The organism is Fodinibius sp. GM21 (genome assembly GCF_058386955.1).
This window is the reverse complement of sequence record NZ_JBYEIQ010000001.1, coordinates 202,477-220,060: the sequence shown is the minus strand read 5'-3', so window position 1 is coordinate 220,060 and position 17,584 is coordinate 202,477. Positions and strand designations below refer to the sequence as shown.

At 42.4% G+C, this 17,584-nt stretch carries 15 protein-coding genes; 8 read left to right on the top strand and 7 right to left on the bottom strand.

Features of this window, described 5'->3' with window-relative positions:
* Window positions 1-2: 2 nt before the first annotated feature.
* The 3 genes from aroB to ACT3IB_RS00895 are packed head-to-tail and all read right to left on the bottom strand — an operon-like array spanning window position 3 to window position 3,233.
* Entirely contained in the window at window positions 3-1,094 is a 1,092-nt protein-coding gene (aroB, locus tag ACT3IB_RS00905; protein ID WP_491537133.1) for a 3-dehydroquinate synthase, read from the bottom strand.
* Entirely contained in the window at window positions 1,072-1,638 is a 567-nt protein-coding gene (locus tag ACT3IB_RS00900; protein ID WP_491537132.1) for a shikimate kinase, read from the bottom strand. The genes aroB and ACT3IB_RS00900 overlap by 23 nt, the downstream gene beginning before the upstream one ends.
* A gap of 2 nt (window positions 1,639-1,640) precedes the next feature.
* Window positions 1,641-3,233 carry an NFACT RNA binding domain-containing protein gene (locus ACT3IB_RS00895; protein WP_491537131.1) on the bottom strand — a complete coding sequence of 531 codons (1,593 nt, stop codon included), beginning with the start codon at window positions 3,231-3,233 and terminating at the stop codon, window positions 1,641-1,643.
* A gap of 53 nt (window positions 3,234-3,286) precedes the next feature.
* Between ACT3IB_RS00895 and ACT3IB_RS00890 the strand changes: the two genes are divergently transcribed.
* Window positions 3,287-3,937, top strand: coding sequence for a hypothetical protein (locus tag ACT3IB_RS00890; protein WP_491537130.1), 651 nt, complete (start codon window positions 3,287-3,289; stop codon window positions 3,935-3,937).
* Window positions 3,938-4,660: 723 nt separating this feature from the next.
* On the opposite strand, the gene ACT3IB_RS00885 is transcribed toward ACT3IB_RS00890, so the two are convergent.
* Entirely contained in the window at window positions 4,661-4,960 is a 300-nt protein-coding gene (locus ACT3IB_RS00885; protein WP_491537129.1) for an HU family DNA-binding protein, read from the bottom strand.
* 216 nt (window positions 4,961-5,176) lie between these two features.
* On the opposite strand from ACT3IB_RS00885, the gene ACT3IB_RS00880 reads away from it, so the two are divergent.
* From ACT3IB_RS00880 to ACT3IB_RS00865, 4 genes are read left to right on the top strand one after another with little or no spacing between them, the layout of a single operon-like run.
* Window positions 5,177-6,847, top strand: a complete 1,671-nt coding sequence (locus ACT3IB_RS00880) for an alanine/glycine:cation symporter family protein (protein WP_491537128.1) — start codon at window positions 5,177-5,179, stop codon at window positions 6,845-6,847.
* 11 nt (window positions 6,848-6,858) lie between these two features.
* Window positions 6,859-7,494, top strand: coding sequence for a uracil phosphoribosyltransferase (gene upp / locus ACT3IB_RS00875; protein WP_491537127.1), 636 nt, complete (start codon window positions 6,859-6,861; stop codon window positions 7,492-7,494).
* A gap of 25 nt (window positions 7,495-7,519) precedes the next feature.
* Window positions 7,520-8,044 carry an LPS export ABC transporter periplasmic protein LptC gene (gene lptC / locus ACT3IB_RS00870; RefSeq protein WP_491537126.1) on the top strand — a complete coding sequence of 175 codons (525 nt, stop codon included), beginning with the start codon at window positions 7,520-7,522 and terminating at the stop codon, window positions 8,042-8,044.
* Window positions 8,045-9,526, top strand: coding sequence for an OstA-like protein (locus ACT3IB_RS00865; protein ID WP_491537125.1), 1,482 nt, complete (start codon window positions 8,045-8,047; stop codon window positions 9,524-9,526).
* A gap of 48 nt (window positions 9,527-9,574) precedes the next feature.
* Here the strand turns inward: ACT3IB_RS00865 and ACT3IB_RS00860 are convergent, their stop codons facing one another.
* A complete protein-coding gene (locus ACT3IB_RS00860; RefSeq protein WP_491537124.1) occupies window positions 9,575-11,701 on the bottom strand; it encodes an elongation factor G in 2,127 nt (708 codons plus the stop codon).
* Window positions 11,702-11,935: 234 nt separating this feature from the next.
* Here ACT3IB_RS00860 and ACT3IB_RS00855 point away from each other — a divergent pair, with 234 nt between their 5' ends.
* Window positions 11,936-12,934 (top strand): asparaginase, encoded by a 999-nt coding sequence (locus tag ACT3IB_RS00855; RefSeq protein ID WP_491537123.1) that lies wholly within the window; start codon window positions 11,936-11,938, stop codon window positions 12,932-12,934.
* 2 nt (window positions 12,935-12,936) lie between these two features.
* The gene (locus ACT3IB_RS00850) at window positions 12,937-13,653 is read left to right on the top strand and encodes a ribonuclease H-like domain-containing protein (RefSeq protein ID WP_491537122.1); all 717 of its coding nucleotides are present in this window, start codon (window positions 12,937-12,939) and stop codon (window positions 13,651-13,653) included.
* Between the two features lie 113 nt (window positions 13,654-13,766).
* Here ACT3IB_RS00850 and ACT3IB_RS00845 read toward each other — a convergent pair whose 3' ends face one another.
* Entirely contained in the window at window positions 13,767-15,038 is a 1,272-nt protein-coding gene (locus ACT3IB_RS00845; protein ID WP_491537121.1) for a glucose-1-phosphate adenylyltransferase, read from the bottom strand.
* Window positions 15,039-15,061: 23 nt separating this feature from the next.
* Window positions 15,062-16,501: a glycogen synthase gene (locus tag ACT3IB_RS00840; RefSeq protein ID WP_491537120.1), complete on the bottom strand. Its 1,440-nt coding sequence runs from the start codon at window positions 16,499-16,501 to the stop codon at window positions 15,062-15,064.
* A 162-nt stretch (window positions 16,502-16,663) separates the two neighbouring features.
* Here ACT3IB_RS00840 and ACT3IB_RS00835 point away from each other — a divergent pair, with 162 nt between their 5' ends.
* Window positions 16,664-17,584: an ABC transporter ATP-binding protein gene (locus ACT3IB_RS00835; protein WP_491537119.1), complete on the top strand. Its 921-nt coding sequence runs from the start codon at window positions 16,664-16,666 to the stop codon at window positions 17,582-17,584.

Genomic DNA, 17,584 nt, shown 5'->3' with positions numbered 1-17,584 from the left:
AATTATGCATTAAATTTATCCAGTGTGTAGCTCCAACTTTTTTCTAGCATTGTATGATCCTCACAACTATAAAGATACGGTGATCCCCACTCATTCAACAGTACTAAACGAATTGTATTATCTTTTACTTTTTTGTCGGATTTCATTGCTTCTAAAAGTTTTTCGATATCGGTCGTCAACGGCGGCATCTGGTTCTTATACAACGATAGAAAAGGGGAAAAACGTGCATCACTTACGGGATGTCCCAACTCCTGCGAAAAGCGGCAGGCTGCAATCATTCCTACAAAAACGGCCTCCCCATGGGTGATTTCTCCATAGCCAGCCGTTTTCTCAAGGGCATGGCCAAAAGTATGACCAAAATTCAAATACGCTCGCTTACCAGCCTCCAGGGCATCTTCCTGAACAATATCAGCTTTAATTCGCGCACTTTCTTCAACAACCTCAACCCAGCGCTCCTTTGGTGTTAATGGCTGATGGATCAACTCTTCCATCACTTCAAATAGCTTGGGATTTCGGATAGCACCGTATTTTAATATTTCTGCCATTCCCGTGACCCACTCCTTTTGTTCGAGCGTTCCAAGGAATGAGATATCTGAAAACACGGCATCGGGCTGATAAAAACTGCCGATTAGATTCTTGCCTGTAGCATGATTAACCCCTGTCTTTCCACCAATAGAGCTATCCACCATCGCCAGTAAAGTGGTTGGCATATGAATAAGAGGCACCCCCCGTAAGGTAGTAGCAGCTACAAATCCCGCCAGATCACCGGTCACGCCACCTCCTATAGCTAAGATCGGCGTCGACCGTTCTATTCCTATATCTAATATCGTATTCGTAATGTTGTTCCATTCCCTTACTGACTTTGAAGACTCCCCCTCCGGAATTTCAATAAGGTGAATATCTTCAAAATCATTGCTTAGCTTTGCCACCTTTTCGTTATGCAAACGATTTACGTTCTCATCAATCAGAATAAAAATTCTATTTTGATTGTAATGAGCTTCGCAAAACGATTTAAAGGATTGATCCAGCTGCTGACCAATGGCAATTTGATACTCCCTATCCAGAGAAATGTTAACGTCTATAATATTCGACATGGTTTCTAATCTTATTCAACAATTTTTCTACAATATCCCCAATACTTTTCTTGCCGTCGTTTTTTATTTGAATCACCGCTTGCTCATATAAGGATAACCGTTTTTCATACAAAGCCGTCAGTTCATTATTCAACTGCGTTTCACTTTTGGGGTTTCCCTGTTCATCTAAAAGTAGCGGCCTGTTATTATCCTTGGATATGCGGTCTAAAATAACAGAAATCGGTGTTTCTATAAAAATAAGTAATCCATTCAATTTTACATGGTCTACGATATGCTGATTTTGCAAACTTCCTCCACCAAGCGATACTACTCCTTCGTATGTTCTGATGACTTCTAAAAGGGCGCGTCGCTCAGCAACCCGGAAAGTGGATTCTCCAGATTCTTCAAAAATTTCGGGGATCGTTTGGCCGGTTTGCTCTTCGATTTTATCATCCAGGTCTAAAAATGATATCTCCAACTTCTCGGCTAATTTTTGACCAATAACCGATTTTCCGGCACCCATAAATCCACATAGAAAAATACGATCAGGTAGATTCGAAATCATGCTTACATACTTTGAGGTTTCATTGGTGGTACCATTTCTACTTGTTCATCACGTTCTATTACGACGGCTCCTGGAGCGGCCCCTTTGGGCTTGCGGACATACTTTACCTTCGTGTACATGACGGGCGCTGATTTCATGCCGCGCGCCTTTGAAAAGTAAGCCGCATAGCTGGCCGCTTTCAATAATACATGCTGTGGCGGATAATCTTTTCTGTTGCCCATACGAATAACCACATGCGATCCTCCCACGCCCCGCGCGTGTAACCAGATATCCTCCTTGTGGGCATGACTGGTAAGCTGATCGTTGCTCTTGGCACTTTTGCCAATCCAGATCTCAAACTTTCCTTCCTTGAATTTTCGAAAGGGGGATGTAGCCTGTTTATCATCTCCACTGCCAAAACCAAAGTCTTCGAGCTTCTGCTTATTGTCTTTCACCCAGCTGTTTAAATCAGGCAAATGATCAATTTCTTCGATCTCATTCAACAGCTGTTCAACCTGTTCAAGTTCATTTTTTACTTTTGGAAGACGCTGCTTCGCGTTTTGATATGACTTCTTCGCATCTTTCGATTTCTTGTAATAATACTCGGCATTATCAGCTATGGACTTATTCTCTTTCAGCGGAATAGTAATTTCCTGATTATCCTCATAAAAATCTTCGATCGTAATTTCCGTTGTTCCCTCCGTAACAGGTTCATGAGCATGAGCCATCAGCAAGTGGCCATATTTCTCGTATTTCTCAGCCCGATCTAAACTTTTTTCGGCCTGCTGAAGCTGTGAGATTAAGCTTTCTTTTTGGGATTTACTTCGCTCTAAAAACTGAAGGATATCTTCTTTTTTTTCATGGAGACGACGCAAATGCACCGCGTTCTTGTAGGCAAAAGCGACACAATTATTCACCTCGTCACACTCTTTTTCGCTCGAGATATCCAACCACTCTTTTGACCAGAGGCAAAAATCGCCAGTCTTCAGAACCCTTGGATGCGGTTCATCCAACAAGGCCCCGGTAACCTCATTGGTAAACTCCTTTACTTGTTTGGGAGACATTTCATCAACCTCGTGTTCTTCAATTAAATACGGCAATAAGTTACGTGGCAGAAGCGGATTCACCTCTGTCATCTGATTTTTGGCAGATCGGCGCGGACTTACTTCATCCAAAAATGTAGGAGCTTCCGGTTTGGGGGGAGCTTTTCCCCTTACGTCATCAGGATTCTTAAACGCATCAACAATTACATCATCCTCAACCAAAAACACATTGGGATTGCCACTGAAAAGCTTAAACAGAAGATGCTGTCCATTCTCAAAATAGATAGAGACTAACCGGTCTTTCTCGGCCAGTTTCATATCAATAATTTTTTCGCCTTCAAGCGGTTCAAAAAAATCAATTACATTACTTTTTTTGGGGGGACGATAAAAATCCAAAAATAGGGCCGTTTCTCGCGGGTTTGCACTAAATATTAGGCGCGATCTTTCGTCGTCTCGTTCAATATATATATGGAGCACATCTTTGTGGGGAGAAATCGCAAAACTAAAAAATGCATGCTCAATTTTTTCTTTTATCTCGCGGTTTAAATATATTAGCGTGTAAAAGTTGTTCATGCTTTAAAGAGACGTTCTGAAACGTAAACTTTTGAACTTAATAGGTTGAAATAATGACATATCCGATATTCAACTCTGTAGTAAACCGGATAGAAAGTGATTTAAATAAGAGAGAATTCACGATTAACACCTTTCGCACTTGGAATGAAGATAGAATAAATGCAACGGGACTGGAAATTGAATTTGATCTCAAACCCAAATCCGATTTTCTGAAAGCATTATCCATAAATTTCGACTGGGATCGATTTCGGGAAACGGTGTTGGCAAAACAATTGCAGGGAATGGAAGAACATCCCTTTTTGCAGGAAGAGAACATGGTTAGCACATCCATTTCGCCAGCTATCGATATTGAAATCACCTGGCTGTTTGATGAAAAAGCTCCCCATTCTTCATTAGCAGCCCACAACGGCCACCACCGGTTAGAAGAGGCAAGCCAGTGGATGGAGCAGATAAGTAAGGAGGTCAACGAACTGTTGGCTGATGATGATATCATCACACGCTGGCATGTCGAGGTCGAAGGATCTGAAAGCGGCAAATACTTATCTGCTGTAAATCTGATATCCTATTTCCAGTACACGCTTGAAGATATGAACAGCCTTAACGATGTGCATGATTTTGTAAGTCGTTGTCTGCAAGAACTGCTGGTAAAAGCTAACCGCGTGCTGCGAATTGCAGATCAGACGCTGGAAGCTCAGGCTGCATAATTACAGCTAGCTTTTCAAGCAAACAAACCATTACAGGGGCCAGAAGTTCTCCCTTATTATTAAAGCTAAACTGTTGACTGCTGGAGCCAGTGCGGCTATTTCTTGTAAACCGAAACCCAATGCTCGCATCTTTATTTTGAATATCTAACTCACCGTCAAACTGCATTGTAAGCTGTCGGATTGAGGTAGCACCCAGCGAAGTATCTGGCCATTAATACATTCTTCTGGCAACCCCTTTCCATTATCAGCCACTGTAAACGTTACTTCATCTTCAGCATTAGTTTAAATCGTAACACCAATTTTGCCCTCATCACGCTCCACAAATGCATGTTTAAGAGCATTCGTAACTAATTCATTATGATAAACCCACAAGAAATCGCCTGATTTACATTCAGCTTTAACGATTCGGTACAAGTAACAGAAATATCGGTGGGATACTACCCTAACAAAACCTACGGAAAACAAAAAAGGCCTTCTAAATATGAAGGCCTTTTCTACTTTCGATGTGAAACTAAAATTATTTCTTTTTGTGTCGATTTTTACGCAGTCTTTTTTTGCGCTTATGCTTAGCAATTTTTGATCGTTTTCTTTTCTTTCCGCTTGGCATAATAATCACCTCAATTTTTTATTCATTGATACCATTGGCATCCGGGATAATAGTCAACCAAGATACGGATATCCTCGCATTAAAACCTAAAAAATTAGTCCCAAATAAACGGCTTTTTATCCCTCCTCATCTTCCATAACCGATTCATTAACAGCCTCTTTGAAATCTTTAGACATTTTCAGCACAGGTACATATTGCTCAGGTACAATCACTTCTTCGTTTGTTTTGGGATTACGAGCTACACGTTGAGCTCGCTTTACTACTTTAAAAGTCCCGAATCCTCTTAACTCTATATGTTCGTTGCGTTTCATTGCATCAATAACGGTTTCCATAAAACCGTTCACAACAGCCTCGGTTTCAACCTTTGTAAGTCCTGTTGAAGATGCAATTACATCAACAATGTCTGCTTTTGTCATAGAACGTCACCCTTTTTTGTAATCACTATTAACCGTTGATCAATTCAAATATAAGCACTTTAATCAACTATGACTATTACACTTACATATATCATTTTAACGTTTTTTAATGGTTTGTCATAGCAGATTATCAATTAAACTTAAAAAATTCGAAAATCTTTTTATACCTTCCGCTTGATTGTTTCTCAAAAATAACCCAAGAATATTTATTAACACATGGAAACATTTGATCAAATTATTAGCTGGCTTGTAGATCTCATCTGGAATACGCCCGAAGCCATGCCCGCCATGGTGGTTATATTATTGGCCTTCGGAATCTACATAACAGTACGTTTAGGCTTTATACAAATTCGCAGGTTCGGTCACGGACTTAAAGTAGTAACCGGCTTTTATGATGATCCTGAAGACGAGGGCGACATTAATCACTTTCAAGCCCTTACTACTGCCCTCTCTGCAACGGTAGGTATTGGTAACATTGCCGGTGTGGCACTTGCAATTCACTACGGTGGGCCGGGAGCATTATTTTGGATGTGGGTAACAGCTTTATTCGGAATGGCGATCAAATTTACTGAGGTAACACTGGCTCAGGAATATCGCGGTACAAATCCTGATGGAAGTGTATCGGGCGGACCCATGTATTATATAGAACGAGGTCTTGGAGAAAACTGGAAATGGCTGGCTGTATCATTTGCTATCACAGCCGCTATTTGTGCATTTCTTACCGGCAATGCCGTACAGGCAAATACAGTTGCCGACGTAATGAAAACAGATTTTCAAATTCCCGTTTGGATTACAGGACTTATTACAGCCAGTTTAGTTGCGGCCGTTGTTCTTGGCGGTATTAAGCGAATCGGAAAAGTTACCTCACGCCTGGTCCCATTTATGGGTATTCTCTATGTCTTGGGTGCACTGGTAATTCTTTTGATCAACTACGATGCTGTAATTCCTTCTCTTGTATCTATTGTCAGTAATGCTTTTAACCCAACAGCCGGGGCTTTGGGCGTTGGTTCCGGAGCACTAATCTTTACATTAAGCTACGGCGTACAACGAGGCTTATTTTCAAACGAAGCAGGACAGGGATCAGCTCCTATCGCCCACTCGGCAGCTAAAACGGATCAACCTGTTCGCGAAGGTGTGGTTGCACTGCTTGAACCTTTTATTGATACGCTTATTATCTGTACTATGACCGGGCTCGTGATTATCTCTACCGGTGCCTGGGATATGCAGCACAAATCCTCCATAGATCCCACTGCTGATATTGTTTCCTATACGTATACCGAAACAACAGATGATACCGGACAAACCGGAAATGCTCCCGTTCTGTACTTCGAGGACGGGATACCTACCAACGGAGAGATGACTCACTACGAGGCACCTGTAGATACCATGTTTTCTGATGAATCATATACCACTCCATTTAACGGCCGCATTGAATTGTCACCGCGACAAAATGCTGACGGATACCGTGGAGTAACGGTTTATTCTTCCGATGATACCCAGCTGACTAATCTCTATGGTGGGGTAGTACAAAATGGTGCTCCATTAACCTCAGCCGCTTTTGAAAAAGGGTTAGCACCCATTATTCCCGGTGGCGGATATCTGGTGACATTTGCAGTACTTCTGTTTGCTATATCCACCTCTATTAGTTGGAGCTATTATGGCGACCGCGCCGCACAATATTTGTTCGGCTTTGAATCCATTTTCTGGTATCGCCTCGCCTTTGTAGGGATGCACTTTTTTGGTGCCATTGTTACCCTCACTACCATCTGGGCCTTCGGCGATGTGATGCTGGGACTAATGGCTTTCTTTAACATCATTGCACTCTTTGCTCTGTCAGGAGTTGCATATAAAATCACCAAGAAATACTTTGAAAATCCAGATGTGTAATCACAACTATTATGTCTGATTTCAAAAATGTAACGCTGGTAAAACATCCCGTAGTCAATAGAGACTTAACGATACTGCGGGATGTAAATACGAACATCTCTGAATTTAGGGCTGCAATTAAGCGCATCGCCATGATTCTGGCGTATCACGCGCTTAAGGAACTGCCCCAAACCACTTTTGAGGTCGAAACACCAATCCAAAAAACAACCGGATACGACATTGATCAGGGGGTAATGGTCGTCCCGATACTACGTGCCGGGCTTAGTCTTGCCGATGCCCTACTTCAATTTATTCCCGACGCTCGGGTTGGACATCTGGGCATGGAGCGAGATGAGACCACGCACCAACCGAAAGATTACTATTCCAACATTCCCGATGGCGTTGAAGATGATATGGTGCTTGTGGTAGATCCTATGCTGGCAACCGGTGGCAGTGCCCATGATGCCCTATCCTTTTTAGAAGATAAGGGAGCACAACATTTGCGGTTTGTGTCATTAATTTGTGCCCCCGAGGGATTGAAAAAACTCGAAGAAAAACATCCCAATGTGCATACTATAACTGCAGCTATTGATGATCATTTAAATGATGATGCCTTTATCGTACCCGGATTAGGTGATGCAGGTGACCGATATTTTGGAACAACATAGAAACCTTCTTTCCTTGTTCATATGCTTGCTAATTATAGCAGGCATTTCTTCATGTGGCGATCTCTCGCAGGAGGAATCCCAACAGGTAGACAAAGCCCTTAAAGATTCTCTTACCTCTTCCACAGAAACCTGGGATGTGGACATGAAGATTATGGAAGATGGACAAAAAAAGGTTCGACTATGGGGATCGTATGCGGCTACATATTCTACCGACGATAAAAAGGAGACCCGCATTAAAGGACCAGTTACTATCCACGTTTTCGATTCTGTAGGAACGGTAAAAACAAAAGTATATTCAAACAGAGCTGTATATAAACCTGAAGATGCCATTTTCGAACTTTTTGGAGATGTTCAGGTAGAAACAAGAGATAATCGTCATCTCGACTCTGAATATTTGGAATGGAATCAATCCACTAATAACATCAGCACACCCAAATTTGTTATTATTAAAACACCCACCGACAGTATCGCAGGAACCGGTTTCGAAGGGGGAACCGATTTGGTGGACTATACCATCAAAGAACCAAAGGGACGTGTAATCGTTGATTAAATGATCCATAAAATCATCCGGATATCACCAAAAACTATTGTTCTGCTACTTTCATTTTCAGCAGTTCAATTGATTGGGTTAAACCAAGATATACAAGCACAAAATCGGGTTAATATTTTAGAAGCTGACAGTATTCAGGGTGGGCAGTACGAAGGCGAAAGAGTACAAAAAATATTAGGTGACGTACATCTGCAAAGTGAAAACTTGGAAATGTTCTGTGATAGTGCCTATCAGTTTGTTAATCAAAATGAGATCCGTGCTTTCGGTAATATTCAAATTGAAACTGAGACCGAAAAAATTTGGGCCGATACGCTCAAATACTTTACTAATGTTGATTTCAGTCAACTCCGCGGACGAGTTATTATTGAAGCAGACAGCACTACCCTCTTTGGCAACAGCGTTGATTATCGCTTTACAACCAAGGTAGCAAACTTTCTTGATGAGATCCGACTCGAAGATCAACGGGGTACATTAGTAGCAGATTCAGGATTTTATTATCGAGAAGCCGATAGTGCTAAATTCTATGGGAAGGTTCAGATATCCGACTCCCTTCAATATCTTGAAGGAGATTCGCTATTCAGTAATCGGGAAACAAAGTACTATGAACTCTACGGTGACATTTTTGGGGACGACCAAGAAAATAATTCCATGATTAAGGGACAATACCTGGAAGCTGATTCTACCGGCCGACGATTGCTTAAGGGCAATGCATGGCTTAAAAGTTTTAAACAGGACACTGCGGATACCGCCCAAGCTGATACCACCCACATCAGGGCCAGAACTATTTTATCGAAGGAACAGCGTTCACTAACTGATACTTCGGCTATCGTATTTGGATATGATAACGTGCGTATCTGGTCCCCCTCTTTTTCCTCCGTTTCAGATACCTCAAAATATACCGACAGAAAAGAAACATTTGAACTCTGGTCCAACGCTAAATCATGGCACAAGCAAGTGCAGCTAACGGGGCCATATATCAGAGCTAAAATTGCAAATGGTGATATTGACAGCTTAATTTCCTATCCTCGGCCCTTTTCGGTGCAGCAAGACACCAGCATTAATCGCTTAAATCAAATTACGGGGGATACTCTTCACGCTGACTTTAGAGATGGCGCATTAAATGAAATTTATGTATTTGGGAATTCCAAGTTGCTCCGCTTTACTAAAAATGATCAGGATGAAGCTGATGGAGCTGTCGATCTATCGGCACCCAATATTCGCATCTTTTTTGAAGATGGTGAGCTTGCAAGAATGAAAGCCATTGGCACCGTAAATGGGTCTTATCTCCCGGAAAGTGATCAGACGAAAAGTCGTCGCCTCGATGGCTTTAGTTGGAATCCTGAACAGCGACCACAGCGTCCCCAGGAAAAAATGCAGCGACGTTTTCCTCCGATTCGGGAAGAGCTCTTTTTTGAACTACCACGTCGTTTTATCCGACACCTCCAAGAAAACCATCCCTATAGCAAGTGGTTAAATTCATAAGTGGAGATCATCTAAAATGATAACCTCCACTTATTTTAAACTAAGAAATCAAGCCTCCTGCATATCCATCGTTTCTTCCATTACACGTTGTTGGATATCATGGGGTACTTGATCATAATGCGAGAACTCTCGACTATATCGGGCACTGCCCTGAGTAATAGATTTAAGCCGAGTAGCATAGTGATCGAGTTCTTCGAGCGGAACCTGGGCTTTAATTTTCTGGATTGATCCCTCCGAATCCATTCCCATAATTTGTCCGCGCCGCGTGCTGATATCACTCATCACATCGCCCATATAGTTGGCCGGCACCATTACCTCTATGTTATAAATAGGCTCCATTAATTTCGGTTTTGCATCCATGAATCCCTTTCTGAAAGCCATGAGTGCTGCTGTACGAAAGGCGGCATCATTGGAATCTACAGAATGCATATCCCCATCATACACCGAGATACGCAGATCCCGAACACGGCAGTTACTCAATGGACCTGTTTCCATTTTCTCCATGATACCCTTCAGGATAGCCGGCATAAAACGATTATCGATCACACCACCCACAATACAATTTCGAAAGATTAGCTTCCCCCCCCATTCCAGATCTATTTCCTGCGTATCGCGTACTTTAAGGTCGTCGTGCTCAGGCATATTATCTGCTAGCGGTTCCATCAGCATCGATACCGCGGCGTATTGACCCGCTCCGCCCGACTGTTTCTTATGCTTATATTCAGTTCGAACCGTTTTTGTAATTGTCTCACGATACGGAATTTTCGGCTGTATGTATTCCAGTTCGAGGTTGAACCTCGTTTTTAGTGCATATTTAATCACTGCCAGATGCTCTTCTCCCTGCCCGTGAACAATAACCTGCTTCAACTCCTGGCTGTGCTCAATCTTCATTGAGGGATCTTCGCGCTGCAGCTGATGCAAAGCATTACCCAGTTTATCTTCCTCCCCCTCATGTTTCAACTGTATGGCTGTACGAATTACAGGCTCGGGAAAATGAATCGGCTCAATCTCTATTTCACCGCCTTTGGGATGTAGCGTATCATTAACACCGGTGTTCTTTAATTTAACAGCAGCTGCTAAATCTCCGGTTGGCACCTCATTAGCCTCTCCTCGTTTATTGCCATTAACCCAGTAAAGTCCGGATAATCGCACACCGCTTCCCGTGCTATGATTTATAAGATCCTGCCCGGGTTTTACAGTACCGCCATAGGATTTAAAATAGAGCATGTCTCCTACGTGCGATTCCGAACTATTCTTCCAAACAAACATCAGCGGATCGCCACCCGTATCCGGCTTAATATCTTCTCCATCAACAGATTTAGGCGGATTTGCTTCAATTGGATTCGGGGCCACATTTCCCAAAAATCCCATTACTCGTCCGGTACCCATATTGCGTTTGGCACAGCAACAAAACAGCGGAAATATATCCCGATTCAACAGCGATTGATGCAGCCCCTCTCGCATCTGACTTTCTGTAAGCTCTCCCTGCTCTAAATACAAATCCAAAAGTGTTTCATCATTTTCAGCTACGGCTTCCACCAGTTCATTATGCAAAAGATCGGCCTGCGCTTTATGTGAATCCGGGATCGGCAACTTGTCCGGCTTACCGCCATCCTCCGGAAATTCATACATTGTCATTTTTAAAACATCAATAATAGCATGAAAATCTTCCCCCTCACTGTAGGGATATTGAACCACAACCACTCCACGACCAAATCGTTCCTTGGCCATATCCACCGTCTTCTGGAAATCGGAATATTCGTTATCCGGCTTATTTACAATAATGAGCGATGGAATGTTATACTTCTCGGTATATTTCCAATGCAGTTCTGTACCCACTTCCACCCCGTATTCGGCGTTTAAAGCAAATATTGCCGTGTCGGCCACCCGCAGCGGTCCAACAACTTCTCCGATATAATCGGCTGTACCCGGCGTATCAATTAAGTTTATTTTGCTTCCCCGCCAGTCCAAGTTCAACAAACTTGAAAATACTGACTTTCCTTTTTCATGCTCAACTTCATGATAATCCGAAGAAGTATTTTTTTGATCAATAGAACCGCGTCTCTTCTTACTTCCGGATTCAAAAAGCATCGTCTCTGCCAGCGTCGTTTTACCCGAACCGGCATGACCGAGCAGTACAACGTTTCTAATTTTTGATGGTTTATAAACATTCATAGGCTACCTCCGTTTTTGGGAATATAGGATAACACCAAAGCGTTCTATCACCGCACTATACCAGCAGCAATTTTTAGAAAGGCTAAAATGTACTATGGCTATTTTAATCATTGCTTACTCCGGTGCATTGGATTTTCTTTAGACAAGTAAGGTAAAAAAAGATTTGAACTCAATACTTTCCGCTAAATTTGGTAACATTAGCTGCGGATTTAATCAAAACCCGAGACACTATTCATGAAAAGTATTTTACTTATCCAAACGGGCGGCACTATTGCCATGGATGTCAGCGGCGACCAAAAGCCTACGCTGAATCCCGAAAAGTGGACCGAGTTGATGTACCAGGCTATTCCGGAGCTTTCAGAAATTGCTGACATAAAAATGGAGCGACTCTTTTTTGAGGACAGTTCCGATATCAATAAAAAACACTGGGCAAAATTAGCAGAGTTCATCAGCACCCATTATGAAAATTATGATGGCTTCGTAATTCTGCACGGCACCGATACCATGGCTTTCACGGGATCAGCGCTTTCATTTGCACTACAGGGATTGGATAAACCGATTATTCTAACCGGCAGCCAGGTTCCCATGAGCAACATCCGCAGCGATGCGCGGCGTAATTTGGTTAACGCTATTGAAATGGCAACAATGTCACTCCCCGAAGTGGCCATCTGCTTCAACGATTTTGTCTATCGCGGCAATAGGGCGACCAAAATGAGTATAGGCGATTTTGATGCCTTTGCATCTCCCAATTACCCACCCCTGGCAGAAATCGGGCTTAATATAGATATTCGCGATCACGTTCATGCCTCTTCAGATGAACTGGAAGTTACAACTGATTTTTCAGATCAGGTTTTTCTTCTGAAGATCTTTCCCAATTTAAATCCTGGTTTTCTGAGTCAAATCGATTTCGGTAATAATCGAGCACTTATTGTCGAGGCATTCGGGAGCGGTAATTTTCCTATTCACGGAGATCAAAGCTTGCTTCCTTTCTTCCAAAAGTGTCTTCATAATGACATCCTATTGATAATCACCTCGCAGGCCGCCTATGATGCCGTGGAGCTCAATAATTACGAAAGCGGACGTAAAGCGTTAGAGCTGGGAGCACTTAGCGCAAAGGATATGACGACCGAAGCAACGCTCACAAAAATAATGTATCTTCTTGCCAAGCATGACCATAATGCAACAGTAGCCGAGCAGTTTAACAGGAATTTAATTGGAGAAATGACGGAGTAATTATGTTTTTTGTTTTTGATGTTGAAACCATCCCTGATTTTGAATTTGTACGTCAGGTTATCGATAATCCTGAGACAAATGAGAATGAATTACTGATACAGGCCAGTGAAGAGTTAGCACGTAACTCATCGGGATTTTTGCCGCCAATGTATCATAAGATGATTTCCTGGGTGGGCTTGTGGATCGAAAATAACGGCATGCCCAAGCAAAAAGTGGGATGGCACGGCAACAATGAAGAAGAGGGACTTGAAAAACTTTTTGATGCCCTCAGTACCTACAAAGATTTTGGCTTGGTCCATCACAATGGAAGAGGATTTGATTTACCTCTGCTTACCTATCGTGCCCTTAAACATGGGCTACAGATGCCGAAGCGTCTTAATCATTACGACATTAAATATCGCTACAGCAACGACAATGTGGATCTGCTCGATGAATTCAGCAACTACGGGGCAAGCTCGTGGCCGAAACTTAAACACTTGGGTTATCTGATCGGAATCCCATTTAAGCAAACCGGCGAAGGCAATGAAGTATTAGAAATGTTTCGCGATGATAAGCTGGCTGAAATTGAGCACTATTGCTACGAAGATGTGATGGCAACCTATGTCGTTTGGCTTCATCTGAAGTATACCGTCGGTGACATTGATAAAGACCTTTTCGATAATCTCAATGATCGAGCCATGAATAAGCTCAACGAAATTCAGGACGGACATCAGCACTAGCAAGTTATCCACCCGATATCAAATTCAGTTATCGGATGGATTTTTTCTCAGACATCATGGAAAGCTACAGTACGAGTAGCCGTTGAGTTTCATATAACACGCCATACTCAATATTATATTTTCGTACCGTCTTCAATCACCTCACCTTTCGGGATAATGACAATGCCATCTACTACATGGTAGTGGTCATATTCTCCGTCTTCGAGATGATCACCACCTGCAATACGGACATCATCCCCAATTTTCACATTCTTGTCGATAATGGCATTGCTGATAAAACAGCGCTGACCAATACCCATGGGAGGATTGTCATCTGTACTCTGTTCGATCTCTTGCTGTGACTGAAAGAAATCGTTACCCATAATAATGGAATGTTCGATCGTAGTGCCCTTGCCTATTCGTGATCGGATACCAATAACGGACCGCTCAATACGACTGGCCTCAACCAAGCAACCTTCGGCCAATACCGAGTGATCAAAAGTTGTTCCTGATAATTTAGATGCGGGAAGCATGCGGGCATGCGTGTAAATAAAGTCCTCATTGTCGTATAGATTAAACTGAGGCAGATCGTCGGTCAGGGCAAGGTTCGCTTCAAAGAATGATTTTATCGTCCCAATGTCGGTCCAATACCCGTCAAACTCATGACTTTGTACTTCATAATCCTCTTTAATTGCCTCAGGGATAATTTCTTTACCGAAATCGGTAGCATCTTCATACTCATCAAACAGGTCGTTGAGGATCTCTTTTTTGAAAATATAAATACCCATGGAAGCCAAATATTCTCTTCCATCTTTTTTAAACTTTTCCGGCGTTTCTGACTTCCACTTGTCAAGTTCTTCATAATCAGGCTTTTCAACAAAGCTTTCGATAAAGCCTTCCTTATTCGTTTTCATGATACCAAAGCCGGTAGCATCCTCAGCAACAACGGGAATGGTACCAATGGTAATATCCGCATCATTGTCTTCGTGCTTTTTCATCATCTTGCGATAGTCCATCTGGTAGAGCTGGTCCCCGGACAAAATAAGCACATGCTCGTGGCTGTGGTTTTCCATGTGATGAATAGACTGCCGTACCGCATCGGCCGTCCCCTGATACCAGTTTTTACTGTGAGGAGTCTGCTCTGCAGCCAAAATATCCACAAAGCCTCGGCTAAAGACATCAAAATTGTAAGAGTTTTTAATGTGCCGATTCAGTGAGGCAGAATTAAATTGAGTAAGTACGTAAATACGCCGAACACCTGAGTTGATACAGTTCGAAATGGGAATATCCACCAAACGATATTTACCGGCCACCGGTACGGCAGGTTTTGACCGCATCTTGGTTAATGGAAATAATCGTGTACCCTGTCCGCCGCCTAAAATAACTGCAATTACTTTTTTACGCATAAATATTGTTTTCTGTAATTTGATTACTGTTCAATCAGCTCGGTATACATTTTAATATATTCTTTAGCCGAGGCATTCCAAGAAAAATCTAAATTCATAATTCTTTTCCGAATACCCGCCATTTTTCGACCATCTTTAAACAAATCTATGGCTCTTTGTACGGCATCATGTGCTGCGTGGAAAGTAAAATCGTTGAAGGTAAATCCATAACCGTCATCTCTGCTAATATCTATAACGGTATCTTTTAGGCCCCCAACATTTCGTACGATGGGGACAGTTCCATAGCGCATACAATACATTTGATTTAGTCCACAAGGTTCCACCCGCGAAGGCATAATCATAAAGTCGCTGCCTGCATAAATCTGATGGGCAAGCGACTCGTTATAATCCAAGGTAGCATCAAAATAACCGATAAAGCGATTACTCATGGATTCAAACTGGTGATGAAGCTCACGATCACCGGTGCCCAGAACAATAAAATTAACAGACTGCTCAGACTCCAAAAATGAACGGAAAAGATCGGGCAATAGATCGGCTCCCTTTTCGCGAACCAATCGGCCAATAAATGATATTGTCGGATACTGGGGATCCAGGCCAAACTCTTCGCAAAGTACCTTCTTGTTTTTTCGCTTGCCGTCAGCCGTTTTGCGCTTATTGTAAGAATGGGCAATCATCGGATCATCATCCGGATCCCATACATTGGTGTCAATACCGTTGATGATCCCGCGGGATTTCTGCTGCTCACTTTGAAACAGCCATTCTAAACCATTGCTATTATACGACAACTCTTCCATATATGACTCGGAAACGGTAGTTATCTGCCAGCAGGTTTTAAGTCCTGCTGCAAGACAGTTTAATTTTCCATCCCAATCAAGCAGACCAAAGTTACGATCATCAAAATTCGGCAATAAATGGGCTTTTCCTCGGTCATACGCGCCGTGATATTCCGCATTATGCACTGTGAGTACCGTTGGTATTTGCTTTAGATCACCATAACGATAACACTCCGTGAGCATAAATGGGACCAGCCCGGTATGGTGATCATGGCAATGAAGCAGTTCGGGTTTTTCCTTCATACCATTAAACCAATCCAATACAGCAATTTGAAAACTGGCAAAACGCTCAAAATCATCCCAATAGCTGTTACCTGTATCGGCATCGGTATAAACGCCGGGGCGATCGAACCGACCGGGAATGTCTACCACATATAACGGAAATCCCAGCGTATCTTTTGATTCACGCTCGATCGTGAAATCAAAATGCCAATCTCCCAGTGGTGCACTGCCCTGCAACACTGTTTTAAATGTATGATTATCTATCCATTCATTGGCATATTTTGGCATTACTACTGAAGCACGGGCCAATTCTTTATTGAGATACTTCGGCAACGCCCCAACCACATCTGCCAATCCACCTACTTTAGCAACAGGATAACATTCGGCGCTTAGATGAAATATTTTCATTGTAATATAGAATTATAAGTAAGCTGTAACACTCTTTGCAGAGCAATATCTTACCGCAGTTAAAGTATGTTGAAATAATCAAAACTTTATGCTTCAATCAAAATCTTTCTTTATCTGAAACTTTATCATACTTTCAGTAAAAAATAATCATCAATCACACATATGGCTGTAATTGAAGTAAACAATATTTCAAAGTCCTTTGGCAATACAAGAGCCGTTGACAATGTGAGTTTTGAAATCCCAAAGGGACGCATTTTTGGGTTACTCGGTCCAAATGGGGCCGGTAAAACAACTGCTATCCGCATTATTAATCATATCCTTATTGCCGACAGTGGTACAGTAACCATCAACGGCTATCACGTAAGTTCAAAGACACAAAGCATGATAGGCTACATGCCTGAAGAACGCGGACTGTATAAGAAAATGAAAGTGGGGGAACAGCTGATCTACCTTGCCCAACTCAAGGGACTCTCTCATGAGGAAGCCAAAAAGAAAATTCGCTATTGGCTCGACCGTTTTGAAGCGGCCGCCTGGTTCGACAAAAAGGTCGGGGAACTCTCCAAAGGGATGTCGCAGAAAATTCAGTTCATCGCTACCATTGCGCACGATCCCGATATCTATATTTTTGATGAGCCGTTCAGCGGTCTGGATCCCATCAACAGCGAAATGCTTAAGGAGATCGTTATCGAACTGCGTGACAGCGGTAATACGATCTTGTTTTCGACGCACCGCATGGAACAAGTCGAACAGATGTGTGACGATATATGCCTTTTTAATAATGGTAAGGCTGTGTTAAACGGAAACCTGCGTGAAATAAAACAGCGTTACGGAAAGAATACCATCAATATCGAGTTTGAAGGAAATGATGCTTTTCTCGATGAACTTAAAGATGTTCGCATCAACAATCGATCAGCCAATTACGCCGAAATTCGGGTACTCAACGGGCAATCCATGCAGGATATCCTTAAAAAAGCCATGAATCACGCCGAAATTTACAAATTTGAGCGCGTCGAGCCTTCCCTTACCGAAATTTTTATCTCTACCGTTGGCGAAGATAATATTAACCCAAAAGAATTAAGCTAA

Bases quoted from the DNA above. Each gene is read 5' to 3' on its own strand.
- aroB (WP_491537133.1), bottom strand. From the start codon at position 1,094: ATGTCGAATATTATAGACGTTAACATTTCTCTGGATAGGGAGTATCAA.
- ACT3IB_RS00895 (WP_491537131.1), bottom strand. From the start codon at position 3,233: ATGAACAACTTTTACACGCTAATATATTTAAACCGCGAGATAAAAGAA.
- ACT3IB_RS00865 (WP_491537125.1), top strand. From the start codon at position 8,045: ATGATCCATAAAATCATCCGGATATCACCAAAAACTATTGTTCTGCTA.
- ACT3IB_RS00850 (WP_491537122.1), top strand. From the start codon at position 12,937: ATGTTTTTTGTTTTTGATGTTGAAACCATCCCTGATTTTGAATTTGTA.
- ACT3IB_RS00885 (WP_491537129.1), bottom strand. From the start codon at position 4,960: ATGACAAAAGCAGACATTGTTGATGTAATTGCATCTTCAACAGGACTT.
- ACT3IB_RS00855 (WP_491537123.1), top strand. From the start codon at position 11,936: ATGAAAAGTATTTTACTTATCCAAACGGGCGGCACTATTGCCATGGAT.
- ACT3IB_RS00900 (WP_491537132.1), bottom strand. From the start codon at position 1,638: ATGATTTCGAATCTACCTGATCGTATTTTTCTATGTGGATTTATGGGT.
- ACT3IB_RS00845 (WP_491537121.1), bottom strand. From the start codon at position 15,038: ATGCGTAAAAAAGTAATTGCAGTTATTTTAGGCGGCGGACAGGGTACA.
- upp (WP_491537127.1), top strand. From the start codon at position 6,859: ATGTCTGATTTCAAAAATGTAACGCTGGTAAAACATCCCGTAGTCAAT.
- ACT3IB_RS00860 (WP_491537124.1), bottom strand. From the start codon at position 11,701: ATGAATGTTTATAAACCATCAAAAATTAGAAACGTTGTACTGCTCGGT.
- ACT3IB_RS00880 (WP_491537128.1), top strand. From the start codon at position 5,177: ATGGAAACATTTGATCAAATTATTAGCTGGCTTGTAGATCTCATCTGG.
- ACT3IB_RS00840 (WP_491537120.1), bottom strand. From the start codon at position 16,501: ATGAAAATATTTCATCTAAGCGCCGAATGTTATCCTGTTGCTAAAGTA.
- ACT3IB_RS00835 (WP_491537119.1), top strand. From the start codon at position 16,664: ATGGCTGTAATTGAAGTAAACAATATTTCAAAGTCCTTTGGCAATACA.
- ACT3IB_RS00890 (WP_491537130.1), top strand. From the start codon at position 3,287: ATGACATATCCGATATTCAACTCTGTAGTAAACCGGATAGAAAGTGAT.